The organism is Streptococcus mitis, assembly GCF_003942965.1.
In the GTDB taxonomy this organism is placed as follows: Bacteria; Bacillota; Bacilli; order Lactobacillales; family Streptococcaceae; genus Streptococcus; species Streptococcus mitis_BH.
On record NZ_RJOG01000002.1, the window covers coordinates 36837 to 61525 of the forward strand.

The 24689-nt window shown below is 42.3% G+C and carries 24 protein-coding genes; 2 read left to right on the forward strand and 22 right to left on the reverse strand.

Going from position 1 to position 24689, the window contains the following annotated elements; genetic code table 11:
- Nucleotides 1-13 precede the first annotated feature (13 nt).
- The 5 genes from D8837_RS01020 to D8837_RS01045 all read right to left on the reverse strand — a co-directional run bounded on the left by D8837_RS01020 (nt 14) and on the right by D8837_RS01045 (nt 5259).
- Nucleotides 14-868, reverse strand: coding sequence for a shikimate dehydrogenase (locus tag D8837_RS01020; RefSeq protein WP_125455909.1), 855 nt, complete (start codon nt 866-868; stop codon nt 14-16).
- Nucleotides 858-1535: a type I 3-dehydroquinate dehydratase gene (aroD, locus tag D8837_RS01025; RefSeq protein WP_042900899.1), complete on the reverse strand. Its 678-nt coding sequence runs from the start codon at nt 1533-1535 to the stop codon at nt 858-860. The genes D8837_RS01020 and aroD overlap by 11 nt, the downstream gene beginning before the upstream one ends.
- Entirely contained in the window at nt 1532-2695 is a 1164-nt protein-coding gene (locus D8837_RS01030) for a class I SAM-dependent rRNA methyltransferase (protein WP_185755631.1), read from the reverse strand. Before D8837_RS01030 ends, aroD begins: the two co-directional genes overlap by 4 nt.
- Nucleotides 2696-2894: 199 nt before the next feature.
- Nucleotides 2895-4529, reverse strand: a complete 1635-nt coding sequence (locus D8837_RS01040) for a hypothetical protein (protein ID WP_049487320.1) — start codon at nt 4527-4529, stop codon at nt 2895-2897.
- Nucleotides 4510-5259, reverse strand: coding sequence for an ABC transporter ATP-binding protein (locus D8837_RS01045; RefSeq protein ID WP_004259818.1), 750 nt, complete (start codon nt 5257-5259; stop codon nt 4510-4512). Before D8837_RS01045 ends, D8837_RS01040 begins: the two co-directional genes overlap by 20 nt.
- A gap of 177 nt (nt 5260-5436) precedes the next feature.
- Here D8837_RS01045 and D8837_RS01050 point away from each other — a divergent pair, with 177 nt between their 5' ends.
- Entirely contained in the window at nt 5437-6891 is a 1455-nt protein-coding gene (locus tag D8837_RS01050) for an alpha-amylase (RefSeq protein WP_125455910.1), read from the forward strand.
- Between the two features lie 89 nt (nt 6892-6980).
- Here the strand turns inward: D8837_RS01050 and alaS are convergent, their stop codons facing one another.
- The 10 genes from alaS to budA all read right to left on the reverse strand — a co-directional run bounded on the left by alaS (nt 6981) and on the right by budA (nt 17231).
- Nucleotides 6981-9599, reverse strand: coding sequence for an alanine--tRNA ligase (gene alaS / locus D8837_RS01055; protein ID WP_033686762.1), 2619 nt, complete (start codon nt 9597-9599; stop codon nt 6981-6983).
- A gap of 21 nt (nt 9600-9620) precedes the next feature.
- On the reverse strand, nt 9621-10106 hold the full coding sequence (locus D8837_RS01060; RefSeq protein WP_033686763.1) for an LURP-one-related/scramblase family protein: 486 nt from the start codon (nt 10104-10106) through the stop codon (nt 9621-9623).
- 272 nt (nt 10107-10378) lie between these two features.
- Nucleotides 10379-10630, reverse strand: coding sequence for a hypothetical protein (locus D8837_RS09795; protein ID WP_033686764.1), 252 nt, complete (start codon nt 10628-10630; stop codon nt 10379-10381).
- A gap of 149 nt (nt 10631-10779) precedes the next feature.
- Complete coding sequence (locus D8837_RS01070) at nt 10780-11850, reverse strand: ABC transporter substrate-binding protein (RefSeq protein ID WP_000737952.1); 1071 nt, start codon at nt 11848-11850, stop codon at nt 10780-10782.
- Complete coding sequence (locus D8837_RS01075) at nt 11847-12620, reverse strand: ABC transporter permease (protein WP_125455911.1); 774 nt, start codon at nt 12618-12620, stop codon at nt 11847-11849. Before D8837_RS01075 ends, D8837_RS01070 begins: the two co-directional genes overlap by 4 nt.
- Entirely contained in the window at nt 12617-13423 is an 807-nt protein-coding gene (locus D8837_RS01080; protein WP_125455912.1) for an ABC transporter permease, read from the reverse strand. Before D8837_RS01080 ends, D8837_RS01075 begins: the two co-directional genes overlap by 4 nt.
- Nucleotides 13404-14561: an ABC transporter ATP-binding protein gene (locus D8837_RS01085; protein ID WP_125455913.1), complete on the reverse strand. Its 1158-nt coding sequence runs from the start codon at nt 14559-14561 to the stop codon at nt 13404-13406. The genes D8837_RS01080 and D8837_RS01085 overlap by 20 nt, the downstream gene beginning before the upstream one ends.
- Before the next feature lie 159 nt (nt 14562-14720).
- Complete coding sequence (gene murB, locus D8837_RS01090; protein ID WP_049550661.1) at nt 14721-15626, reverse strand: UDP-N-acetylmuramate dehydrogenase; 906 nt, start codon at nt 15624-15626, stop codon at nt 14721-14723.
- A gap of 111 nt (nt 15627-15737) precedes the next feature.
- Nucleotides 15738-16490: a YhfC family intramembrane metalloprotease gene (locus D8837_RS01095; protein WP_125455914.1), complete on the reverse strand. Its 753-nt coding sequence runs from the start codon at nt 16488-16490 to the stop codon at nt 15738-15740.
- Between the two features lie 9 nt (nt 16491-16499).
- Complete coding sequence (budA, locus tag D8837_RS01100; RefSeq protein ID WP_000360298.1) at nt 16500-17231, reverse strand: acetolactate decarboxylase; 732 nt, start codon at nt 17229-17231, stop codon at nt 16500-16502.
- Between the two features lie 141 nt (nt 17232-17372).
- On the opposite strand from budA, the gene D8837_RS01105 reads away from it, so the two are divergent.
- The gene (locus D8837_RS01105; protein ID WP_125455915.1) at nt 17373-18644 is read left to right on the forward strand and encodes a PLP-dependent aminotransferase family protein; all 1272 of its coding nucleotides are present in this window, start codon (nt 17373-17375) and stop codon (nt 18642-18644) included.
- A 20-nt stretch (nt 18645-18664) separates the two neighbouring features.
- Here the strand turns inward: D8837_RS01105 and D8837_RS01110 are convergent, their stop codons facing one another.
- The 7 genes from D8837_RS01110 to D8837_RS01140 all read right to left on the reverse strand — a co-directional run bounded on the left by D8837_RS01110 (nt 18665) and on the right by D8837_RS01140 (nt 24557).
- Nucleotides 18665-19480, reverse strand: coding sequence for an ABC transporter substrate-binding protein (locus D8837_RS01110; RefSeq protein ID WP_125455916.1), 816 nt, complete (start codon nt 19478-19480; stop codon nt 18665-18667).
- A gap of 157 nt (nt 19481-19637) precedes the next feature.
- Complete coding sequence (gene phoU, locus D8837_RS01115; protein WP_000946458.1) at nt 19638-20291, reverse strand: phosphate signaling complex protein PhoU; 654 nt, start codon at nt 20289-20291, stop codon at nt 19638-19640.
- Between the two features lie 11 nt (nt 20292-20302).
- Nucleotides 20303-21061, reverse strand: coding sequence for a phosphate ABC transporter ATP-binding protein PstB (gene pstB, locus D8837_RS01120; protein ID WP_000133484.1), 759 nt, complete (start codon nt 21059-21061; stop codon nt 20303-20305).
- 12 nt (nt 21062-21073) lie between these two features.
- Nucleotides 21074-21877, reverse strand: a complete 804-nt coding sequence (gene pstB, locus D8837_RS01125; RefSeq protein ID WP_125455917.1) for a phosphate ABC transporter ATP-binding protein PstB — start codon at nt 21875-21877, stop codon at nt 21074-21076.
- Nucleotides 21878-21887: 10 nt separating this feature from the next.
- Nucleotides 21888-22772 (reverse strand): phosphate ABC transporter permease PstA, encoded by an 885-nt coding sequence (gene pstA / locus D8837_RS01130; protein WP_000543046.1) that lies wholly within the window; start codon nt 22770-22772, stop codon nt 21888-21890.
- Nucleotides 22762-23679 (reverse strand): phosphate ABC transporter permease subunit PstC, encoded by a 918-nt coding sequence (gene pstC, locus D8837_RS01135; RefSeq protein ID WP_001070903.1) that lies wholly within the window; start codon nt 23677-23679, stop codon nt 22762-22764. Before pstC ends, pstA begins: the two co-directional genes overlap by 11 nt.
- On the reverse strand, nt 23679-24557 hold the full coding sequence (locus D8837_RS01140; RefSeq protein ID WP_125455918.1) for a phosphate ABC transporter substrate-binding protein PstS family protein: 879 nt from the start codon (nt 24555-24557) through the stop codon (nt 23679-23681). Before D8837_RS01140 ends, pstC begins: the two co-directional genes overlap by 1 nt.
- Nucleotides 24558-24689: the final 132 nt, after the last annotated feature.

Genomic DNA, 24689 nt, shown 5'->3' on the forward strand with positions numbered 1-24689 from the left:
AGAATCTCCTTTTTTATTGGTATTTTTCTGCTAAGGACTGCCTAATCTCTTCTGTTGGCATTTCCTTGCCTGTCCACAGTTGAAAAGCTTCTGCAGCTTGATAGAGCAACATTCCCAGACCATTGACGGCTGAATTACCCTGACTTCTGGCCCATTTTAAAAATGGTGTTTCAAAGGGTTGGTAAATAATATCTGCCACCAAGATAGTTTCTGGCAAATTGATGCTTTCAGGAACTGGGGATGATTGACCATCCATTCCCACACTGGTCGCATTGACCAGCAAATCCGACTCAGTAATCCTTGCTTGCAGTTCAGGAACATCTTCTAAAGCATACAAGTCAACTTTAAAGCCTGTCTGCTCCTGTAACTTGGTCAGGTAAGGTCTTGTTTTTTCAATAGAAACTGAACGAACAAAGACAGAAATCTGACTGACGCTATACAAAATAGCCTGTGCCAAGATTGATTTGGCCGCACCACCTGCACCCAGCAGGATCATCTTTTTACCTGTAATTGTAAAAGAAGGCAAGCTCTTAAAAAATCCCTTGCCATCTGTATTATATCCAATTAAATTGCCATTCTCATTGACAACCGTATTAACCGCACCGATCAAGCGCGCTTCATCGCTCAGCCCATCCAAATAAGGAATCACTTGCTCCTTATAGGGCATAGAAAGGTTAATTCCAAACATCTGGTAGCGGCGAATATTGGCCACTGTTTCTGCCAAGTCAGCTGCATCAATCTCCCAAGCCACATAAACACCGTTGGTAGCTGTAGCCTCAAAGGCCCTATTGTGGATGAAGGGGGAAATAGAATGCTTAATAGGATTGGCAACAACTGCTGCTAAACGTGTATAGCCATCAAGCTTCATCCAAAATCTCCCTGATTTTTTTCATGTTAGCTAGGGAAATCTGACCTGGGGCACTGGCCTCATCTAGGCTAGCAAAGGACCAGCTAGAACCAGTCACATCCGCAGTGATACGAGAGACCTTACCCACCTTGCCCATAGAAATGGTCACATATTCCTGTTCAGGATTGAGGGTTTTAAATCCTCGTGTATAGTTCATCAAGTCTAAGACATCCTGCTCTGTGTGAGCCATCACCGCAACCTTAACAAGTTTTGGATTTAGGCTCGTCAACTCTGACAAGATTTCCATCATATTTTCAGGTGTTTCTTGGAAATTGTGGTAACTCAAAACGAGATTTGGGAAGTCCAGCATTTCCTCAAAGACATCCTTGTAGCTGTAGTACTCAAAATCAATATAGTCTGGTTGATAGAGTTGCGCCACTTCCTTGATTAGATGGATATATTCTTCCGGAGAAAGGTCAATTTCTCCCCCTTCAGCGCGAGTTCGCAGAGTGAAAACCAACTCACGACCTGCAAATTTTTCAAAAATAGCTGGAGCTACCTGCAAAATCGCTTCTTTAGGCAGATAGTCGGCACGCCATTCAATGATGTCGGCATCCAGGTACCTCGTGGCATCCAGAGCCTGGGCCTCCTCTAAACTTCTTGGCATTACTGAAACGATTAATTTCATTTACTAACCTTCATACTAATCACCTTGAGGTAATTACTACTTTCATCTTTTTTATTATAGGCGAAATCTGCTGGAAGACCGTATTTGTTTAAAATCTGGTAACTTCTTCCTGCAAAGCCTTTATCAATTTGTTCTGTAAATTTCTGGCGGGATACATTGGCAGCATTGGTGCTGGCAATAATAATACCGCCCGGATTTAAAATCTCAAGACTCTGGGAAATCAACTTATGATAATCCTTGGCCACAGAGAAAGTTTGTTTTTTGTTCCGAGCAAAGCTAGGCGGATCTAGGACAATCACATCATAGGTCAAGCCTTTTCGCTTAGCATACTTGAAATACTCAAAAACATCCATGACTATAAAACGATGGTCGTCTGTGCTGATTCCATTGGCCTGAAAATGCGCTTGAGACGATTCTCGTGAACGTTTAGCTAGGTCAACCGAAGTAGTCTGGCTTGCTCCTCCCATGGCCGCAGCTACTGAAAAGGCTGCTGTGTAGGAAAACATGTTGAGCAAGGATTTACCCATAGCCAACCCATCCACTAGACTACCACGAACCTCGTGCTGATCTAGGAAAATCCCTGTCATCAAGCCATCGTTCATAAAGACTTGATAGAGGACACCATTTTCCAAAACAGTGAAAAAGTCAGGCGCCTCTTGGCCATAAACATGGGCAGATTCATAGTCCAAACCCTTAAAACGGATCTTCTCATAGGTCCCTAAAACCTCAGGAAAAACCTGTCTAAAAGCTTCTGAGATAACCTTGCGAATCTGATAAACATAAGAGTTATACCAAGAAAAGACAGCATAGTCGCCATAAAGGTCCACTGTCAGACCGCCAAAGCCATCTCCCTCTTGGTTGAAGAGACGAAAGGCAGTTGTCAATTCATCTTGATAGTAGGCACTTCTCTTTTCTTTAGCTTGTCTAAACAGCGTTTCAAAGAAAGCTTGATTGAAGGTCACCTTGTCTGTGCTGACAAACCAGCCCAAGCCCTTGTTTTGCTGAGAAAGGTAGGCAGTCCCAAGAAAGGTTCCTTCTTGACTCTGCACTTCTACTTCCTGATCCTTAAGATTGACATTCTCAAGATCACTGGCTTCTAGTAAAACCAGACCTTTGGCGAGCTTCTTTTCAACCCTTTTGCTAACTCTTATTCTATTCATAGTCACTATTATAGCAAATTTTGTGACAATTCTCAAAAAAGAAACTACCCTTGCTTTTTTACTCTAGTTTTAAAAAATGGTATACTAATACTAATAAAAACTTAGGAAGTAATTGTGTGAGAATAACAATAAAAGATGCTCTTCCATCGTGGAGGAGCATTTCTTTTTATAAAATTTATCAAGCAAGCGACCAACAACCTTATCTTTTTTCTATCTCTAACAATATCCGTGACAGGTAGTAATGATAGCTAAATATAGCAAGACCAAGCAGGAGGATAAGAGCTCCTACTCCCAAGCTGATGGCAAGGACAGGGGAAAGAGACTGAAGCAAGTATACGCTCACAATAGTTGAAATCAATAAGATAGCACTATAAATAATAATCAAAACCATTGTGACTATACCTTTTGAACGATTCACCAGGTCCGTAATGCTACTCCAATTGGTTGACAGATTTTTCATATCTTTAAAATAATGGTGGCAAGAAAGGCTGACACTGGCAAGAACCCATGCCACAAGAAGGTAAATCATCGAAAGGATAGGCAATCCTAAATAAAGGGAAAGACCAAGTAAAGTCAAGATAGGTAAAAAGGACTGGACAGCAAAGATAATCCAAAATTTCACTTTCACATAACGAGCAAAGTCAAAGGGTAAACTCTTCAGAAAATCAACATTTTCCCTCTCCAAGGATAAGGCAATTGAAGGAAGGCTGGTGATATTGTTATTGACAACTGCTATAAACATTCCCACGAAAAACAAGGGTAACCAGTATCGAGGATGAACGTCTGGAACTAACTGAGAATCTCGGATTGTGGAAATCGGACCAATCATCATGAGATAGGGAAGGAACGCACTTGTAAAAAGTACTGTAATCACGCCAGTCCCCTGTCCCAAGAGGGAGAGGTTGTAGCGCAAAACCATGCGGAAAAATCCCTTTTTAGTTCTTGAAATCCCCTCTTTACTGCGACGTTCTTTTTTGACCTTCTCCTCACTGTTAAGCAGAATCACGTCATAAAAATGAGGAAAAACCTTCTTTTTGGTCAGATAAAGCAAGAAAACAGTTAAAGCTATCCAAGCGAGCAGACCCAGTATGGCCTCTGTCGAAAAAGGCTCCACTGCTATTTTGTAAAAGAGATGAATAGGATAAAGGAGAAATGGAATATCTCTAACTCTGTCAACTATATCTCTAGAAGTCGACTGTAGAAGGAAGACAAATAATAAAGGTATGAGAACCCCAATCCCAATCATCACATTGGCAAAAATAGACTGATACTTTCTAAAAACGGTAGTTTGAGCCAAGAAATGCACTACCCCTACCATCACTAAAGTAACAGAGACAAATAATAAGGCCAAGGACAGCAGCATCAAAGGCAAGCCCAGCCAAAGAGAAGGAGCTAACCTAATGTAGAGGACTAGAAAATAAGCTAGGGTTGGTACAATTCCAGTTAGAGCTGGCAAGAGGACAGACAGTCCTTTAGCGATTATAATCTCTGATTCTTTAAAGGCATAGGGACTATAGGAGGCCAAATCCTTACTCTCATAAAAGACATTGTAAAAGGCAGTGAAAGCCGTTGAAAAGGCAAGCACCAGTAAAATAGCAACCATGGTACTAAAAAGACTTGGCATTTCCTCAAAAGGAAAATGAAAGGCTATATTTATAAACAAAAGTAGCATCAAGAGGCTAGAAAAAATGTAAGAACTTAGGACTCTAGCGGAAACATTTACTTTTTTCCCAGGGTTCTTAGCCTGCTTCTTTCGTAGGTTAGCCAGATTCGCTTCTTTAGATGAATAGAGGATATTGATATCAACTAATTTTTTAATGACCTTGAAACGCATCTTCACCCTCCTCTTTTCTACCAGCAAGGCTAAGGTAGATACTTTCCAAAGACTGGTCTGGGTGGTCTTTTCTCAAGTCCTCTACACTACCACAATAAATCAAATGCCCCTTTTTCAAGATTGCAATCCGATCACAGACTTGCTCAGCTACCTCGAGGACATGGGTTGAAAACAAGACTGTCTTACCTTTTTGTGCATGTTCCTTCATCATTTGCTTCAAATCAAAGGCAGCCTGGGGATCCAAACCAGTCAAGGGTTCGTCCAAGACCCAAATATCAGGATCAGACAAGAGTGCCCCGATGACAAAGACTTTCTGACGCATTCCGTGAGAAAGGGTTTCAATAACCTGATAACGGTTTTCAGCAAAATCAAAAACCTTCAATAGCCTATCTAGACTAGCCTCCAAGTCAGAGCTGCTCAAATCATAGGATGAAGCAATCAATTCCCAAAATTCATTGGCCGTTAAACGTAAAAATAAGTCAGGCGAGTCTGCAACGTAGCCAATCTTTCGTTTGATAGTCAAGCGATTTTCCGATAAATCTAAACCGTCAACCAAAATACGACCACTGCTGGGTGAAATGATACTGACTAGGGATTTTATAGTGGTCGATTTCCCAGCACCATTATGGCCAATCAAGCCCATAATCTCTCCATTTTCAATCTGCAGATTGAGATTGCTCAAAGCCGCTTTATCACCATACAACTTACTAACATTTTGAAATTCAATCATGGGCTGACTCCTATCTTTATCTATGTAATTTACTATTATTATAGCGCTTTCATTTTAAAAATCAACATTTTATATAAAATAGTCAAAAACTTATTATTTAGTATTACGCAAACGTTTGAGTCAAGAGATACTTTATGATAGAATAAAGAACAAGATTGACAAGTAAGAGGAAAAATCATGCAAAATCAAACACTTATGCAATACTTTGAATGGTATCTCCCCCACGACGGCCAGCACTGGACGCGTCTAGCTGAAGATGCTCAACACTTAGCTGATCTCGGTATTAGCCATGTCTGGATGCCACCAGCTTTTAAGGCAACCAATGAAAAAGATGTAGGCTATGGTGTCTATGACTTATTTGACTTAGGAGAGTTTAATCAAAAAGGAACTGTCCGCACCAAGTATGGTTTTAAAGAAGATTATCTTCAAGCCATTCAAGCTCTAAAAGCGCAGGGAATCCAGCCTATGGCTGATGTGGTGCTCAATCACAAGGCTGCTGCTGATCACATGGAAGCCTTTCAGGTTATTGAGGTGGATCCTGTAGACCGTACAGTTGAGCTTGGAGACCCCTTCACAATCAATGGCTGGACTAGCTTTACCTTCGATGGTCGCCAAGATACATACAATGACTTCCACTGGCACTGGTACCACTTCACCGGTACAGACTACGATGCCAAACGCCGTAAGTCTGGGATTTATCTGATCCAAGGTGACAATAAAGGCTGGGCTAACGAGGAATTGGTCGATAACGAAAACGGAAACTACGACTACCTCATGTATGCCGACCTAGACTTTAAACATCCTGAAGTCATCCAAAATATCTATGACTGGGCTGACTGGTTCATGGAAACGACTGGTGTAGCTGGTTTCCGCTTGGATGCCGTTAAACACATTGACTCTTTCTTCATGAGCAATTTTATCCGTGATATGAAGGAAAAATACGGTGAGGATTTCTATGTTTTTGGTGAATTCTGGAATCCTGACAAGGAAGCCAATCTAGACTATCTTGAAAAAACGGAAGAACGATTCGACCTTGTTGATGTTCGTCTTCATCAGAATCTCTTTGAAGCCAGTCAAGCTGGCGCAAACTATGACCTTCGTGGTATTTTCACAGATAGCTTGGTTGAACTCAAACCTTACAAGGCTGTAACCTTTGTCGACAACCACGATACCCAACGTGGTCAGGCTCTTGAGTCTACTGTTGAAGAATGGTTCAAACCAGCAGCCTATACTCTCATTCTATTACGTCAAGACGGCCTTCCATGTGTCTTTTACGGAGACTACTATGGGATTTCAGGGCAATATGCTCAGCAAGATTTCAAAGAAGTCCTTGACCGCCTCCTAGCTATCCGAAAAGATTTGGCTTATGGAGAACAAAATGACTACTTTGATGATGCTAACTGTATCGGTTGGGTACGCTCAGGTGCTGAAAATCAATCCCCAATCGCAGTCCTTATCTCAAATGACCAAGAAAACAGCAAGTCAATGTTTGTCGGCCAAGAATGGGCTAACCAAACCTTTGTAGATTTACTTGAAAACCACCAAGGTCAAGTTACAATTGATGAGGAAGGCTATGGACAATTCCCAGTCTCAGCTGCTTCGGTAAGTGTCTGGGCAGCTAATACAATCTAATTGCCAATGATTATAAAGCCAGGTCCAATCGGATTTGGCTTTTTTGTATTCAAAAAAAGACCTACCCAAATGGATAGATCTTTACTTGATTACAATTTACCTGCTACTGCATCCAACAATTCTTGAATCTTAGCTTGGTTGCTTCCTCCTGCCATGGCCATGTCTGGTTTACCACCACCACGTCCATCGACGATTGGTGCCAATTCTTTGACAAGGTTTCCAGCATGAAGGTCTTTTGTCTTGCTTGCTACAAGGACATTGACTTTGTCACCGATAGCAGCAACTAGGACAAGAAGATCAGAGTAGTCTTTTTGTTTCCAGTTATCCGCAAAAGTACGAAGAGCACCTGCATCTGATACAGAAACTTGACTAGCAATGTAACGGTGACCATTGACTTCCTTCACATCCTTGAAGATATCGCCTGCGGCTGCAGCTGCGGCTTTTTCTTTCAATTCAGCATTTTCTTTTTGAAGTTGACGAAGTTGTTCTTGAAGTCCTTCTACTTTGTGAGGAACTTCCTTGACTTGAGGTGCTTTCAAGGTTGCTGCGACAGCTTTAAGAGCGTCTTCTTGTTCACGGTAGGCTTCAAAGGCTTCCTTACCAGTCACTGCCAAGATACGGCGAGTTCCTGATCCAATACCTTCTTCTTTGACAATCTTGAAGAGTCCAATCTCAGAAGTATTGCCAACGTGGGTACCACCACAAAGCTCGATAGAGTAGTCACCGATAGTAACAACACGGACTTCCTTACCGTATTTCTCACCAAAGAGGGCCATAGCACCCATTTCCTTAGCAGTGTCAATATCTGTTTCAACTGTCTTCACTTCAAGAGCTTCCCAAATTTTCTCGTTAACTTGCTGTTCAATGGCACGAAGTTCTTCAGCAGTTACTGCTTGGAAGTGAGTGAAGTCAAAGCGAAGGAATTCTACTTCATTAAGCGAACCTGCCTGAGTTGCATGGCTGCCAAGGATATTGTGAAGAGCCGCATGGAGCAAGTGAGTAGCAGTGTGGTTTTTCATGACACGGTGACGACGATTTGTATCAATTGCCAAAGTGTATTCTTGGTTTAAGGCAAGCGGTGTAAGAACTTCAACCGTGTGAAGAGCTTGTCCGTTTGGAGCTTTTTGAACATTTGTCACAGTAGCTACAACCTTGCCTGACCCATCCAAGATTTGTCCATGGTCAGCTACCTGTCCACCCATTTCAGCATAGAATGGCGTTTCCGCAAAGATAAGTGAGGCAGTTCCTTCTGATACAGCTTCTACTTCTGCATTGTCAGCCACGATAGCCACCAACTTAGAAGGCAATTGGCTAGCATTGTAGTTGAAGACACTTTCTACAGTGATGTTTTGAAGGGTTTCATTTTGCATACCCATTGAACCACCTTTAACAGCTGACGCACGCGCACGTTCTTGCTGTTCTTTCATAGCTGCTTCAAAACCTTCACGGTCTACAGTCATACCAGCTTCTTCAGCGATTTCTTCAGTCAATTCAACTGGGAATCCATAAGTGTCATAAAGTTTGAATACATCTGAACCAGCAATGACAGATTGACCTTTTTCTTTCAAGTCTGCTACAATGCCTTGGGCAAAGTGTTGACCTGAGTGAAGAGTACGCGCAAATGATTCTTCTTCGCTCTTAACGATTTTTTCGATAAAGTCACGTTTTTCAAGCACTTCTGGGTAGTAGCTTTCCATGATTTTTCCAACGGTTGGAACGAGTTTGTAAAGGAAAGGCTCGTTGATTCCCAATTTTTGACCATGCATAGAAGCACGACGGAGAAGACGACGAAGGACGTAACCACGACCTTCATTTCCAGGAAGGGCACCATCACCGATGGCAAATGAAAGAGAACGGATGTGGTCAGCGATGACCTTGAAGCTCATGTTGTCGCCATCTTGGTCATAGACCTTACCAGACAATTTCTCCACTTCACGAATGATCGGCATGAAGAGGTCTGTTTCAAAGTTGGTCTTAGCCCCTTGGATAACTGCCACCAAACGCTCCAAACCAGCGCCCGTATCAATGTTCTTGTGTGGCAATTCCTTGTACTCGCTACGAGGAACAGCAGGATCTGCATTAAATTGTGACAAAACGATGTTCCAGATTTCGATGTAACGGTCGTTTTCGATATCTTCTGCAAGAAGGCGAAGACCGATATTTTCTGGGTCAAAGGCTTCTCCACGGTCAAAGAAGATTTCTGTATCTGGTCCAGAAGGTCCTGCACCGATTTCCCAGAAGTTGTCCTCGATTGGAATCAAGTGACTTGGGTCCACTCCCACTTCAATCCAGCGGTTGTAAGAATCTTTATCATCTGGATAGTAGGTCATGTAAAGTTTCTCAGCTGGGAAATCAAACCATTCAGGGCTTGTCAAAAGCTCATAAGCCCAAGTGATGGCTTCGTCACGGAAGTAATCACCGATAGAGAAGTTCCCCAACATTTCAAACATGGTATGGTGACGTGCAGTCTTCCCTACGTTTTCGATGTCGTTGGTACGGATAGCCTTTTGAGCATTGGTAATACGTGGATTTTCAGGGATAATAGTCCCGTCAAAATATTTCTTAAGAGTTGCTACCCCTGAGTTGATCCACAAAAGAGTTGGATCATTTACAGGAACCAAACTCACTGATGGTTCTACAGAGTGACCTTTGGTCGCCCAGAAATCAAGCCACATTTGGCGTACTTGTGCACTAGATAGTTGTTTCATATTGTCTCCTTATTTACTTGTTTAATGTGATTGGCTTTCCAGCATCTCCACATAGTCAATCGCGACACAGAGGGAAATGACTAGGTCTGCATAAGCGTCCTCAATAACTGTTACGTTATAAGTAGAGGTCAGATGGAAGAGTTCTTTCCTGATTTCCGCAATCAACTGATCACGATCATCCAGCAATTTGAAATTCAAATCCCATATATTACCCTCGATACGAAGCCCTAGATTATCAAACTCATACTTATCTCGCCAGAAGGTCAACTTCTTACGAATGACAAAACTCGAGCCATCCCGAAGCTGAATCTCAAAACGAGGAAGCAAGGTTAAGATTTCTTTACTAATCTGACTGACCTGTTCACCATTAACGTCATAGATGGTAAAAGTTTTGGGAATCTTAAAAAATGATCCCTCTACCTGATAGGCGATTTCTCCCCTGTCATCCTTGATAGCGAAGCGTTCGCCTCCAAGACGAAACTTTTGTTTGACAAGAAATGTTTTCATCAACACCTCCAAAAATCAAAAGACAAGCTCATATCACGAAGGGCGAAAAACCGCGGTACCACCTTCATTCAATGAACTTGTCATTCTCTTATTCTTATGCAATTGTATGATTGAGTAGCATGACTTTCTAGCTTAGATGGCTCGCAGCACCGCCATTTCTCTGGACTAAGACAAGTGAAAATCAATTCTCAACTTTCTTATTATAACGTTTTTTTAAGTCTGCGTCAACTGGAAATGATACCCATTTAATAACCCATTTCCTACATCTCAGATTACTTTTTCAGAACATATTTTTTCTTACTACTATCACTCTTTTTATCCCAACTTTTATTCCAAAGTTTTGAATTGTTAAAGATAGCTTCGAAAAAATTTACAAATATAAAGAACCCTATCACCAAATGTATGGAATCAGTTGTTAGGTATTGTCGATCCAAACCATCCTTTAGAGAGAATAGTATAACAGTTTGCTGAACAGTCAAAAAGGCTGGCCAAAAAAATTTTTTGAAAAAAGTAGATATTTTCATTATTTGTTACCGCTTTCTGTATGGTTAAACTTAGTATACTACTGGGAAAGAAAATAAGCAACTAGAATAGAAAAAGATACCGTTACAAAAATTGCCTTTTATTTTTTAAAAAACGAACCAGCTTGACTGATTCGTTTTCTTACGTTCTCCTACTTCCGATACATTTTAAACTGTAGGAAGAGGTCGCTATATTTGCCTGTCCATTTATGGTCAAATTTCTCATAAACTTCTAGGTGTTTCATGGTTTCAGCATCTGGATAGAAGGCTTTATCTTCTTTTTTCTCCTCTGGGAGTAATTCCTTAGCTGGTAGGTTTGGTGTTGAATAGCCGACATACTCTGCATTTTTGAGTGCATTTTCAGGTTTCAACATAAAGTTGATAAAGGCATAGGCGGCATCTTGGTTTTTGACTGTTTTGGGAATGACCATATTGTCAAACCAAAGGTTGCTGGCTTCTGTCGGTACCACATAGCGTAGGTTTTCATTTTTTTCTAGCATTTGGCTGGCTTCACCAGAGAAGGTCACACCGATTGCAGCGTTATTCTGAATCATGTAGCCCTTCATCTCGTCTGCCACAATAGCCTTGATATTTGGAGTCAGCTTGTAGAGCTTATCTACTGTCTCTTCCAACTGCTGGGTATCCTTGGAGTTAAGGCTATAGCCGAGGGAATTTAGTCCGAGTCCCAGCACCTCACGCGCCCCATCAAAGAGCATGATAGAGTTCTTATACTCTGGCTTCCAGAGGTCATCCCAATGCTCAGGCGCCTCATCTACCATGGTTTCATTGTAGACAATTCCCAAGGTTCCCCAGAAGTAAGGAATGGAGAATTTATTGCCTGGGTCAAAGGACTGGTTGAGAAACTCTGGTCCGATATTTTCAAGACCTTCAAGTTTTGAATAATCAAGCGGAACCAAGAGATCTTCGTCCTTCATCTTGTTAATCATGTATTCACTAGGAATGGCAATATCATAGGTCGTTCCACCCTGCTTAATCTTTGTATACATGGCTTCATTGGAGTCAAAAGTCTCGTACTGGACTTGGATTCCTGTTTCTTCTGTGAATTTCTCCAAGAGTTCAGGATCGATATAATCACCCCAGTTGTAAATGACCAGTTTTTGACTATCTCGACTATTGATTTTACTATCTAGATGCGTCGCAATTCCCCACAAGACCAGGATAATGGCTACAATTCCTGCTAAAAATGAATAGAGTTTTTTCATGCTTGATCCTCCTTCTCACGTGAGATAAAATAATATCCAACAACCAGGATAATACTAAAGAGAAAGACAAGGGCAGACAGGGCATTGATCTCTAGCGAAATCCCCTTCCGAGCACGAGAGTAAATCTCGACTGAGAGGGTTGAAAAGCCATTTCCCGTTACAAAGAAGGTCACGGCAAAGTCATCTAGCGAATAGGTGAAGGCCATGAAGTAACCTGCAATGATAGACGGTGTCAGGTAAGGAAGCATGATTTCCTTAAACATCTGAAATTGACTGGCACCAAGGTCATAGGCCGCATGAATCATGTCACCGTTCATTTCCTTGAGTCGAGGCAAGACCATCAAGACCACGATAGGAATGGAGAAGGCCACGTGACTAGAGAGAACAGTCAAAAAGCCAAGTGAAAACTTGAGTTGGGTAAAGAGAATCAAGAAGCTGGCACCAATCATAACGTCAGGCGCAACCATGAGGATATTATTGAGTGATAGAAAGGCTTCTTGGTATTTCTTACGAGACTGATAGATGTAAATGGCACCAAAAGTCCCGATAATGGTCGCAATCAAGGCTGACAGGAAGGCCAAGAAAAAGGTCTGAGTCACAATCAACATGAGGCGACCATCGCCAAACATGGTTTTAAAATGGCTCAAGCTAAAGCCTGTAAAGCTATTCATGTCGTTGCCTGCATTAAAGGCATAGCCAATCAAGTAAAAAATCGGCAGGTAGAGGACAAGAAAGACCAGTCCCAGATAAAGGTTGGCAAATTTTTTCATCGTTCTCTCCTTTCCTTAGTCACCCACATGGTGATGAACATGGTCAGGATGAGAATCACACCGATGGTTGAACCCATACCGTAGTTGTCATTGGTCAGGAAGTTCTGCTCAATGGCAGTCCCCAAGGTGATAACGCGGTTCCCACCAATCAAACGGGTCAGCATGAAGAGACTCAAACTTGGGATAAAGACCGATTGGATCCCACTTCTCACTCCGTTCATAGATAGAGGGAAGATGACATGACGGAAGGTTTCCCACTTGGTCGCACCAAGGTCGTAGCTGGCATTGATGAGAGTGTTATCCATATCGTCCAAGACATTGAAAATCGGCAAAATCATAAAGGGAAGCTCGATGTAGCTTGCGACAAAAATAAAGGAGAAATCGGTAAAGAGCAACTGTTGTGAACCGATTCCGATAAATTCAAGGAATTGGTTAATAGAGCCATTTTGACCAAAAATCCCAATAAAGGCATAAGCTTTGAGGAGCAAATTGATCCAAGTAGGCAAGATAATCAGCATGAGCCAGAGTTGACGGTGCTTGAGACGGGTCAAAAAGAGGGCTGTTGGATAGCTGATAAGGAGGGTCACAAAGGTCACAATTCCTGCATAAAGCACGGAGTTAAAGCTCATTTTGAGGTAGGTCAAGTTTTGTGACGCAAAGTAAGATTTATAATTTTCTAAACTGAACTGGCCTTTGATGTTGAAAAAGGATTGACCGAAAATCAAGACCAAGGGTGCCAGGACAAAGAGGGCAATCCAAAGCATGTAGGGCACTACAAAGAGTTTAGAGCTTGTTTTCTTCATCTCTTTCCTCCTCGATTGCATTGATCAGACCTGCTTCTTGCTCTTCAATTTCTACGTATTCTTCGATACGAGCATCGAACTCTTCTTCAGTTTCGTTGAGACGCATGATATGGATGTCTTCTGGTTCAAAGTCCAGACCGATTTCCTCACCCACGATGGCCTTACGGGTTGAGTGGATCATCCATTCATTCCCAAGTTCGTCATAGGCGATAATTTCATAGTGCACCCCACGGAAAAGCTGGGTATCGACCTTAACTTGGAGCTTGCCTTCTTCAGGAAGGGTAATACGCAAGTCCTCTGGACGAATCACGACCTCGACAGGTTCATTTGGCTTCATCCCCCCATCAACCGCTTCAAAGCGTTTGCCGTTAAACTCAACCAAGTAGTCCTCAATCATGGTTCCTGGCAAGATATTTGACTCACCGATAAAGGTGGCAACAAAGTGGTTAATTGGCTCATCGTAGATGTCCACTGGCGTTCCAGACTGGACAATCTCGCCATCATTCATGACAAAAATCCAGTCACTCATAGCCAAAGCTTCTTCCTGATCGTGAGTAACAAAAACAAAGGTGATTCCCAATCGTTGTTGCAGTTCACGCAGCTCATACTGCATATCTGTTCTTAATTTCAAGTCCAACGCTGACAAAGGCTCGTCCAACAAAACCACACGGGGTTGGTTGATGATGGCACGGGCAATAGCCACACGCTGACGTTGTCCTCCAGAGAGTTTACGGATGGAACGTTTTTCGTAACCTTCCAACTGAACCATCTTGAGAACTTCCGCTACGCGCTGCTCGATTTCTTTCTTGTCAATTTTACGCAAGCGAAGTGGAAAAGCAACATTTTCAAACACATTCATATGTGGAAACAAGGCATAGGATTGGAAGACCGTATGCACATCTCGCTTGTTGGTTGGGATGTCATTGATGCGGACACCGTCCAGTAAAATATCTCCTGTCGTCGCATCCAGTAAACCTGCAATGATGTTAAGGATAGTTGATTTCCCTGAACCAGATGCGCCTAGAAGGGTATAGAATTTCCCTTCTTCCAACTCAAAGTTGATGTCTTTGAGAACCTTGGTGTTGTTGTCTTCAAAAACTTTAGAGACGTTTTTGAATTCAATAATTGGTTTTTTCAATTGTCATTTATTCCTTCTTTTTCATAGATTAACAGATCAGGGCTCTGTCAGGCCGCTACTACCTCGTGTAGGAGATTGAACTGCCTACATTCTTCTGCACTAACGATAGGCTTTCACCCCCTTTCCATGACATAGCAGCAGCTTTTTAGCCAAAGCTTCCTACTTGCTTTCACCTAAAATACGGACTTCTCTCTCAAGAGTAACGCCAGAGTGTTCCTTGACTTTTTCGATCACAGACTCAATCAAGTCCTCGTAGTCTTTAGCCGTTCCGTCAGCAACATTGATCATAAATCCTGCGTGCTTTTCAGACACTTCAACACCACCGATACGATAGCCTTTCAAGCCAGCTTCTGAAATTAATTGACCTGCAAAATGCCCTACTGGACGCTTAAAGACCGAACCACAAGATGGATATTCTAAAGGTTGCTTGAGTTCACGTAGATGCGTCAAGCGATCCATTTCTTGCTTGATAACCTGATGGTTTCCTGGAGCAAGGGAAAATTTAGCTGACAAGACAACTGCACCAGACTCCTGAATGGCTGAATGGCGGTACCCAAAAGCCAAGTCCTTGGCAGACAGAGTCTCGATTTCTCCGTCCTTAGTCAAGATCTTACAAGACTGTAAGATATGGGCAATCTCGCCACCATAGGCACCTGCATTCATAAAGACAGCACCGCCGACGCTCCCCGGAATGCCACAAGCAAATTCAAAACCAGTCAAACTATGACGAAGGGCAATGCGAGTTGTTTCAATCAAGTTAGCACCAGCTTCTGCTTCGATGGTATAGCCATCAACGGAAACATTATTGAGCTTGTCACACAAGATGACAAATCCACGAATTCCACCATCACGAACAATGATGTTGCTGGCATTTCCAAGAACCATCCAAGGGATGTCTTCTTGATTGGCAAATTTAACAACGCGAGCCAACTCAAAACGATTTCGTGGAAAGACCAGATAATCAGCCTCTCCACCTACTTTTGTATAACTATAGCTATGCAAGGGTTCCTTGAAACGGATATCAATCCCTTCTAAGATTTCAAGCATTTTTTCTTTTACTGACATGACACTCTTCCTTTTACAAAATTCATTCCATTATACCATTTTTAAGACCATTTGACGACCCTAAAAAAATCTTGGGCTTACTTTAAACAAAAAAAGAGGTTTCCCCTCTTTTTATGATTTTTTGCAAAAGATTGCCTTTGTTCCATAGGCAAGCAGAACAAGTTCAAGTGCTAGGACAACTTCAACCAAGACTGGATTGGTCAACCAGCCAACTTGGGCAAGAGATGGTGCCAGGTCAAAGAAGGCATGTAGTCCATAGGCCGCTAGGAGATAAATCCATTTCTTCTGGCGAACAGCTTGGTAAACCCAAACAGTCAAGAGTAATTGGAAACCTAGCGCCAAGATTCGCTCAAAACCAAGCAAATAAATCTGCCAGACTGATAGCGACTGAATAGTTTTCAACATATTTTCAGACAACAATTGCATGACCTGTGGATTCTGAGTCTGAACTGCCGAAAGAACAATGTAGAGATTGACGAGGCTAGTAACACCTAAGAAAATCAATTCCAAACCACCATGCCCCAATCCATAAGCAAGGGCATCTGATTTTTCCAAGTTTCTCTTTTTCTTCAACCATTTAAAGAAGATAAGACGAGCTGTTTCTTCAAAGAAAGCCGCCATAGCTAGGCCATAGACAATATAAACCATGGGATGGTCTTGTAAAAGAGCAATACTTCCATCTTTTTGAGGATGAAGAACTATGATATGAATCAATTTTTCTAGAATCTGTGAAGAGAGAAAGAAGGCAACAGCCCCCAAGCCCAAGACAGCTAGATTAATCTGGTATTTCTTTTTGGCATACCAAATGCTCCCTATCAGAAAAGTCAGCAAAAACACAATGGTAATAATGATATGAATGGTCATTTTCTTCTCCTATTCCGCCTTTTCAATATCTTTTTTCATCTCATCAACATTGAACTTAGCAAACAAGTATTGACGATCTTGGACTGGGAAACGTTGGTCCAACTGGTCAACAGCTCCCACCTCGATAATACCTTCCTTGATGACAAAGTCCATGACATGACCACCGAAAGTCAAATCATCTGAGATGAAGTGCAGATGGTAGCCTGCCACACTGACCCCATGGAAAATCTCTGGAGTCCAGAAACCAACGATGGTCCCCGCCACATTGTCACGACTATATTCCGGTTGATGGGTTGCGACCTCAGCAAACTTGGTATCTGGTGTCGACTTGGGAATCATGCGCACATGCATATGTGAAAATTCCCCGCGAATCTTGATAGAGCGGAAAAGATTTTCCCCATCATAATAAGACTCGATTCGCTCTTCCAATTCCTTGTCTGTCATCTCAAAGCGCTGGCGGAAAATGACCTCTGCCTGATGCGGTACTACTGCTGCATAAGGAATAAGGGCATCTGGTGATACTTCCACAATTTCTGGCTGATCTCCTGAGCCTTTGGCCTGGTAGGCCTTGCCATCCAATACAATCAATTCCCCATCAATAGAATCCAAGGTTCCCAAACCAAGGTCACCATGCTCTAGCAATTCTCCTACTGTCATGGTACCACCATAAAGGCCTGCCATCAAGGCTCCAAGGGTATTGTATTGAAATAATTTCACTGGTTCCTGCACGTTCTTATCCATTCACTTTCTTATCTGTTATTCTATAAATCTTACTCCTAAGTATACCACATTTGCCCCTAGATGTGAACGAGAGAAACACCCTAGACATTGCCAAGAAAGAAAAAAAAGGGTACAATGTAACAAAATCAAGGGAGGTCTGGAATGAAGAAACAAAGCAAGTACCAAGAGGTTATTTCCTATCTGAAAAATGGTATCGAGTCTGGACGCTTTCCAACGGGTAGCCGCCTGCCTTCTATCCGTCAACTGAGCCTTGACTTTCACTGTAGCAAGGACACCATTCAGAGAGCCCTTCTGGAATTACGGCACGAACAATACCTCTATGCCAAGCCCCAGAGTGGCTACTATGTCCTAGAACAAGGGCAACACCAGGATCTAGAAATCGAAGTCACTGACGAACATGCCAGTGCCTATGACGATTTCCGACTCTGTGTCAATGAAACCTTGATTGGCCGGGAAAACTACCTCTTCAACTACTATGAGAACCAAGAAGGATTAGAAGACTTAAGACAATCCATTCATAAACTCCTCTTTGACCAAGCCCTCTACTGCAAGGCAGACCAGTTGGTACTGACTTCTGGAACCCAGCAAGCCTTGTTTATCCTTTCTCAAATATCCTTTCCTAGCCAAGCCAAGGAAATCTTGGTAGAACAGCCAACCTACCATCGGATGAATCGCCTCTTGATTGCTCAGGGATTGGACTATCAAACGATTGAACGAGGCATTGATGGGATTGACTTGGAGGAGCTGGAAGGTCACTTCAAAACAGGAAAAATTAAGTTTTTCTATACCATTCCTCGATTTCACTATCCTCTGGGGCATTCCTATTCAGAACAGGACAAACGAGCTATTCTTAACTTAGCTGCCAAGTATGGAGTCTATATCGTAGAGGACGACTATCTGGGGGATTTGGATTCTAAAAAGGGCCAGACCTTCCACTATCTAGATACAGAGGAGCGCGTCATTTATATCAAGTCCTTCTCAACCAGCCTCTTTCCAGCCCTGCGGATAACAGCACTCATCCTTCCAAATGCTATCAAGGAAGCCTTTGTGGCCTACAAAAATATCCTAGATTACGACAGCAACCTCATCATGCAAAAGGCCCTGTCACTCTATATTGACAGTCAATTATTTGAGAAAAATCGGCTAGCTCGCTTATCCAATCAGGAAGCTTACCAAAAACAAATCGAGGAAAGACTAGCTAAAACACCTTGTCCCCTTCCTCACTTTCCGCTTCATGATGGTTTATTGCTAGACCTGAGACAGTATCCTAAAATCGCTAGTCTCAAACACAGCCAACTGGGCTTGGATTTCTTTGAAGAGGCTTACTTGGGTGCCTGTCCTTACCAATTTGCCAAGGTGTCTTTAGACAATCTGGAAAAGGTTTTAAACTATTTAAAAGCAGAATTGGAATGACTTCCAACTCTGCTTTTTTCTTATTGTTCAACTTCTGTTAAGGTTGCTGCTTTTTCAAGATATTTTTTGTAGGTGCCGTCATCCTTGAGTTTTTGGATGACCTTGTCCACCACTTCTTTCAAATCAGCACTATTTTTTCTAAGGGCAACGGCATTGGCTTCGCCGTCCTTCATCTTCAAGCTGACAGTTGCGACAGCTAGGTCTGCATTTTTAGCAGCATAACTAAGCGCAACAGGCTCATCCATATGAACAGCATCTACTTTTCCAGCCTGCAATTCATTGACTGCTTCACCCATATTGGTTAGGGAAGTTAATTGAGCTTTTGGCAATTGTTCCTTGACCATAGCTTCTGGAACAGTTCCTTTTTGGGCCGCAATATTAGCACTTTCAAGGCTAGTTAGATTCTTGTATTTTTCTACATCAGTCTTACGAAGCAAGAAACTAATCTTGTTTTCATAGTAAGGGATTGAAAAATCAAAGACTTCTTTTCTCTCGTCAGTAGCACTAATTCCTGCAACCGCTAGGTCAGCCTTACCAGTTTGAAGACTGGTCAATACATTGTCAAAACTCATGCTTGAGATTTCCAATTTCACCCCAAGTTCATCAGCGATAGCTTGAGCCATATCAATATCCGCACCGACTACCTGGTTTTTTCCGTCAACTAAGGATTGGAATTCAAAAGGTGCATAGTCAGGACTAGTCGCCACAACTAATTTCCCCTTTTGCTTAATGGCATCAACAGCTGACTGAGACTCATTAGAACCCGACTGACAAGCTACTAAGAAGAAACTTGCAAGAAAACTACATAAAACAAATATCCATTTTTTTGATTTCATAAATAAACAACCTCTCTGTTAATTTTGTATAATTATAACGCTATCCAAGTTGCTTGTCAAGTGTTTTTTGAATTTTTATCTTAAAAATATTTTTTTCATTCAATAAAAGGAGCTATCAATTGATTTAAAGCTCCTTTTTATACAGAATGAACCTATTTTATAGTTCGACAATCTTACCTGTTTCAAAGTAAACAACCCATTCACAGATATTCTTGGCATAGTCTCCAATACGTTCCAAGAAGGCAATCACTTGGAAGTAATCACGACCTGTAACAATGGCATCAGGATTTTTCTTGATCTCTTCTGTAGCTAAGTCACGAATGCTATCAAAGTAATGGTTGATTTTTTCATCCATAGCTGCTACTTCATAGGCCTGGTCTACTGAACCATTCAGATAGAGTTCAAGGGCTGCTTCGACGAAATTCTTGACATCGCGACCCATTCTCTTGATTTCTTCTTCAACAGCAGGGATACGTTGTTCCCCCTTCATACGAATTGCAGCCTTGGCAATGGAAACGGCATGGTCCCCCATACGTTCCAAGTCAGATACAGCCTTCAAGACTGTCAAAACAGTACGCAAGTCCTGAGAAACAGGTTGTTGAAGGGCAATCATTTCAAATGATTTCTTCTCTAATTTCACTTCGTATTCGTTCACTTCTGCATCGTCTTCGATGACTTCTTTGGCCAAATCACGGTCATGCGTAACAAAGGCACGCACTGTACGATTGATTTGGGATAGCACTTCTTGTCCCATAGCATAGAACTGGTTGTGCAATTTCTCTAAATCTTCTTCAAATTGAGAACGTAACATCATTTATCTCCTTATCCAAATTTTCCTGAAATATAATCTTCTGTTTCCTTGTGTTGTGGGTTGAGGAACATCTTCTTGGTATCGTTAAACTCAATCAAATCTCCATCAAGGAAAAATCCTGTCTTGTCAGAGATACGAGAGGCTTGTTGCATGGAACGTGTAACCAATAGCATGGTGTATTTATCTTTTAGACCATACAAGGTTTCCTCAATCTTCCCAGCAGAGATAGGGTCCAAGGCTGAAGTCGGTTCATCCAAGAGAATGATTTTAGGGCTGGTTGCCAAGACACGGGCAACACAGACACGTTGTTGTTGTCCACCTGAAAGCCCGATAGCTGAATCATGCAGGCGATCCTTGACTTCATCCCAGATAGAAGCTCGTTGCAGGGCTTTTTCTACTGCTTCATCCAGAACCTGCTTGTCCTTCACTCCATTGATACGAAGCCCGTAAACAACATTTTCATAGATAGACATAGGGAAGGGGTTTGGTTGTTGGAAAACCATACCAATTTCCTTACGCAATTCAACTGTATCTGTACGTGGGCTGTAGATGTTGTGACCATTATAAACTACTGAACCAGTTGTGGTTACCTCTGGATTGAGATCACCCATGCGGTTGATAGCCTTTAGGAGGGTTGATTTCCCTGATCCAGATGGACCGATTAAGGCTGTAATTTCCTTAGGTTGGAAAGATAGGGAAACACTATTCAAGGCCTTTTTTTGATTGTAGTAAACGGACAGGTCTGACACCTGTAAAATCGCTTCTGTCATACTGTTTCCTTTCTATCCAAAGTGTCCTGTTACGTAGTCATTGGTTGACTGTAGTTTGGCATTTTGGAAAATATTAGAGGTCTTATCGTACTCGATCAAGTCACCCAAGTAGAAAAATCCTGTGTAGTCACTAGCACGCGCTGCCTGCTGCATACTGTGGGTCACGATGATGATGGTAAAATCCTTCTTCAACTCCAGCATGGTTTCTTCCAGCTGGGCTGTCGCAATCGGATCCAAGGCTGACGCTGGTTCATCCATCAAGAGGATATCTGGTTTAACAGAAATAGCACGAGCGATACAAAGACGTTGCTGCTGACCACCTGATAGGGTCAAGGCTGACTTGTGCAAATCGTCTTTGACCTGGTCCCAAAGGGCAGCTTGACGAAGAGAAGTTTCTACAATTTCATCCAAGACTTTCTTGTCCTTAACTCCTGCACGTTCATGGGCAAAAGTGATGTTGCGGTAGATAGATTTGGCAAAGGGATTTGGTCGTTGAAAGACCATACCGATGTGTTTACGCATTTCATAAACATTGATTTCTGGACGGTTGACATCAATCCCTTGATAGAGAATTTGACCTGTTACCTTGGCAATATCAATGGTATCATTCATCCGATTGAGACTGCGGAGGTAGGTTGATTTCCCAGATCCAGATGGGCCAATTAAGGCTGTAATTTTATTTTTTTCAAATTGCATATCGATGCCCTTTATGGATTCTTTTTTACCGTAGTAAACATGTAAATCCTTAGTAGAGAGGGCCACTTTCTCTTCAGGAAAGGTGATGATATGCTTTTCATCCCAATTATATTTTGACATGGCTTCTCCTTTAGGCAGCGGTTAATTTCTTATGTAGGTAGCTTCCGAGTTTGCGGGCTCCAAAATTAAAGATGAGGATAAAGATAAGGAGCACGGCCGCAGAACCTGCTGATACGATGGTTCCATCTGGAATGGTACCTTCACTATTGACTTTCCAAATGTGGACAGCCAAGGTTTCTGCTTGACGGAAGATAGAGATTGGGCTAGTAACACTGAGAATATTCCAGTTAGACCAATCAAGGGCTGGAGCGGATTGTCCTGCTGTATAGATAAGAGCAGCTGCCTCACCAAAGATACGACCAGAAGCTAAGACGACCCCAGTCACAATACCTGGAAGGGCTTCTGGAATGACGACATGAACCACAGTCTCCCAACGAGAAATTCCAAGAGCCAGACCAGCCTCACGCTGCGTATGGTGAACATGTTTCAAACTGTCCTCGACATTACGAGTCATCTGAGGTAGGTTAAAGACTGTCAAGGCCAAGGCACCTGAAATGATTGAAAATCCATACTCAAACTGAACTACAAAGATCAAGTAACCAAAGAGACCCACAACCACTGATGGGAGTGAAGATAAGATTTCAATACAGGTTCTGACAAAGTTGGTCACAGGACCTTTTTTAGCATATTCAGCTAGGAAAATCCCAGCTCCCATAGATAAAGGAACAGAGATAATCAAGGTGATGACCAAAAGGAAGAAGGAATTATAGAGCTGAATTCCAATCCCTCCACCTGCTTGGTAAGAAGATGATTTGCCAGTCAAGAAAGACCAAGAGATGTGGGGCAAACCACGAACCAAGATATAGAGAATCAAGGATGCCAAGATGGCAACAATAATCCCTGCAATTGAGTAGAGGACAGCTGTTGCAATTTTATCTAATTTCTTAGCGTGCATAGTTTTTCTTTCCTCTTTCTTTCGTAATCAATTTAATCACACTGTTGAAGGCCAAACTCATCAAGAGCAAGACTAAGGCCAGTGACCAGAGAACGTTATTATCAACTGTTCCCATAACGGTATTTCCGATACCCATGGTCAAAACAGAGGTCAAGGTCGCAGCTGGTGTTGTTAAGGAAGTTGGAACTACCGCTGAGTTTCCGACTACCATCTGAATAGCTAAAGCCTCACCAAAGGCACGCGCCATCCCAAAGACCACTGCTGTAAAAATACCTGAACGCGCCGCCTTCAAGGTCACGCGCCAGATAGTTTGCCAACGAGTAGCCCCCATAGCCAAACTAGCTTCGCGATAGTGACGAGGCACCGCACGTAAGCTGTCCGTTGTCATAAAGGTTACCGTCGGTAAAATCATGACAAAGAGAACGAAAATCCCTGACAAAATTCCAAAACCAGTTCCACCAAAGACACTACGGACAAAAGGAACTACGACCTGCAAACCGATAAATCCATACACGACTGAAGGAATCCCGACAAGTAATTCAATAGCTGGTTGCAAGATTCTAGCACCTTTTGGTGAGACCTCTGTCATAAATACTGCCGCACCAATGGCAAAAGGAGTTGCGATAAGGGCTGATAGGATTGTGACAATAAAGGAACCCAAAATCATAGGAAGGGCACCAAATTGCTTACCTGAAGGATTCCAAGTTTGGCCAAAAAGGAAATCAAAGATATTAACCCCATTTACAAAGAAGGTAGACAAGCCTTTTTGGGCTACGAAAATCAAAATCATAGCCACAATGATGACAATCAAAGACAGACAGGCAAAGGTCAAACCTTTTCCTAGTTTCTCTAGACGAGAGTTCTTTGAGGGAGAAAGTAATTTTTTAGCTAATTCTTCTTGATTCATTAGTGACTCCCTTCTAGTGCTGTCACTGTTCCTGCAGCATCTTTTTCGACCTTCATTTCCTTGACAGAAATATAGCCCATTCCCTTAACTATTCCGCTTTGCGCTTCATCAGAGAGGACAAAGTTGAGAAACTCTGCAACCAATTCGTTCGGCTGACCTAGGGTATACATGTGTTCATAAGACCACAAAGGCCAGTTATTGGTTGTAACATTTTCTGCAATCGGCTCATAGCCATTCAATTTCATGCGTTTCACCGAGTCATCCACATAGGCAAAGGCTAGATAAGAAATGGCTCCTGGTGTCTGGGAAACAATGTTTTTGACCATCCCATTTGAATCCTGTTCTTGACTCTGCACGGCCGATTGACCATCCATGATAACACTATCAAAGGTTGCACGCGAACCTGAACTTGCCGCGCGGTTAATAATAGAAATGGCTAGGTCTTTCCCACCGACTTCTTTCCAGTTGGTCACTTGACCTGTGAAGATGCTACGGAGTTGTTCAGTTGTCAGATTTTCAACATCAACTTCCTTATTTACAATGACTGCCAAGCCCGCTACAGCAACCTTGTGATCCACTAGAGCGGATGCGTTGATACCGTCTTTTTCCTCAGCAAATACGTCTGAATTTCCTACATCAACAGCTCCAGATTGAACCTGAGACAGACCTGTACCAGATCCTCCACCTTGGACGTTGACTGTTTTTCCAACGTGCATAGAACCAAATTCATCTGCTGCAGCTTCGACCAAAGGTTGAAGAGCCGTTGAGCCAACAGCTGTCATGGATTCTCCACGATCAATCCAGCTAGCACATCCCGCCAAAGAACCTGCTAGCAAAAGAGCCGCAAGGGATAGAGCGAGTTTTTTCCTTTTTTTCACTGTTTTTCTCCTTGAAAATAATGGTGAATGCTGTGAATTTTTTCAATTATTTATTTATGTTTTTCTTTTTTAAAATTGAGAGCAAACTGAAGTTGATAGCTTAATTTTACTAGAAATTTGCTCAGTTGCCGT

Bases quoted from the DNA above. Each gene is read 5' to 3' on its own strand.
- D8837_RS01020 (WP_125455909.1), bottom strand. From the start codon at position 868: ATGAAGCTTGATGGCTATACACGTTTAGCAGCAGTTGTTGCCAATCCT.
- aroD (WP_042900899.1), bottom strand. From the start codon at position 1,535: ATGAAATTAATCGTTTCAGTAATGCCAAGAAGTTTAGAGGAGGCCCAG.
- D8837_RS01030 (WP_185755631.1), bottom strand. From the start codon at position 2,695: ATGAATAGAATAAGAGTTAGCAAAAGGGTTGAAAAGAAGCTCGCCAAA.
- D8837_RS01040 (WP_049487320.1), bottom strand. From the start codon at position 4,529: ATGCGTTTCAAGGTCATTAAAAAATTAGTTGATATCAATATCCTCTAT.
- D8837_RS01045 (WP_004259818.1), bottom strand. From the start codon at position 5,259: ATGATTGAATTTCAAAATGTTAGTAAGTTGTATGGTGATAAAGCGGCT.
- D8837_RS01050 (WP_125455910.1), top strand. From the start codon at position 5,437: ATGCAAAATCAAACACTTATGCAATACTTTGAATGGTATCTCCCCCAC.
- alaS (WP_033686762.1), bottom strand. From the start codon at position 9,599: ATGAAACAACTATCTAGTGCACAAGTACGCCAAATGTGGCTTGATTTC.
- D8837_RS01060 (WP_033686763.1), bottom strand. From the start codon at position 10,106: ATGAAAACATTTCTTGTCAAACAAAAGTTTCGTCTTGGAGGCGAACGC.
- D8837_RS09795 (WP_033686764.1), bottom strand. From the start codon at position 10,630: ATGAAAATATCTACTTTTTTCAAAAAATTTTTTTGGCCAGCCTTTTTG.
- D8837_RS01070 (WP_000737952.1), bottom strand. From the start codon at position 11,850: ATGAAAAAACTCTATTCATTTTTAGCAGGAATTGTAGCCATTATCCTG.
- D8837_RS01075 (WP_125455911.1), bottom strand. From the start codon at position 12,620: ATGAAAAAATTTGCCAACCTTTATCTGGGACTGGTCTTTCTTGTCCTC.
- D8837_RS01080 (WP_125455912.1), bottom strand. From the start codon at position 13,423: ATGAAGAAAACAAGCTCTAAACTCTTTGTAGTGCCCTACATGCTTTGG.
- murB (WP_049550661.1), bottom strand. From the start codon at position 15,626: ATGTCAGTAAAAGAAAAAATGCTTGAAATCTTAGAAGGGATTGATATC.
- D8837_RS01095 (WP_125455914.1), bottom strand. From the start codon at position 16,490: ATGACCATTCATATCATTATTACCATTGTGTTTTTGCTGACTTTTCTG.
- budA (WP_000360298.1), bottom strand. From the start codon at position 17,231: ATGGATAAGAACGTGCAGGAACCAGTGAAATTATTTCAATACAATACC.
- D8837_RS01105 (WP_125455915.1), top strand. From the start codon at position 17,373: ATGAAGAAACAAAGCAAGTACCAAGAGGTTATTTCCTATCTGAAAAAT.
- D8837_RS01110 (WP_125455916.1), bottom strand. From the start codon at position 19,480: ATGAAATCAAAAAAATGGATATTTGTTTTATGTAGTTTTCTTGCAAGT.
- phoU (WP_000946458.1), bottom strand. From the start codon at position 20,291: ATGTTACGTTCTCAATTTGAAGAAGATTTAGAGAAATTGCACAACCAG.
- pstB (WP_000133484.1), bottom strand. From the start codon at position 21,061: ATGACAGAAGCGATTTTACAGGTGTCAGACCTGTCCGTTTACTACAAT.
- pstB (WP_125455917.1), bottom strand. From the start codon at position 21,877: ATGTCAAAATATAATTGGGATGAAAAGCATATCATCACCTTTCCTGAA.
- pstA (WP_000543046.1), bottom strand. From the start codon at position 22,772: ATGCACGCTAAGAAATTAGATAAAATTGCAACAGCTGTCCTCTACTCA.
- pstC (WP_001070903.1), bottom strand. From the start codon at position 23,679: ATGAATCAAGAAGAATTAGCTAAAAAATTACTTTCTCCCTCAAAGAAC.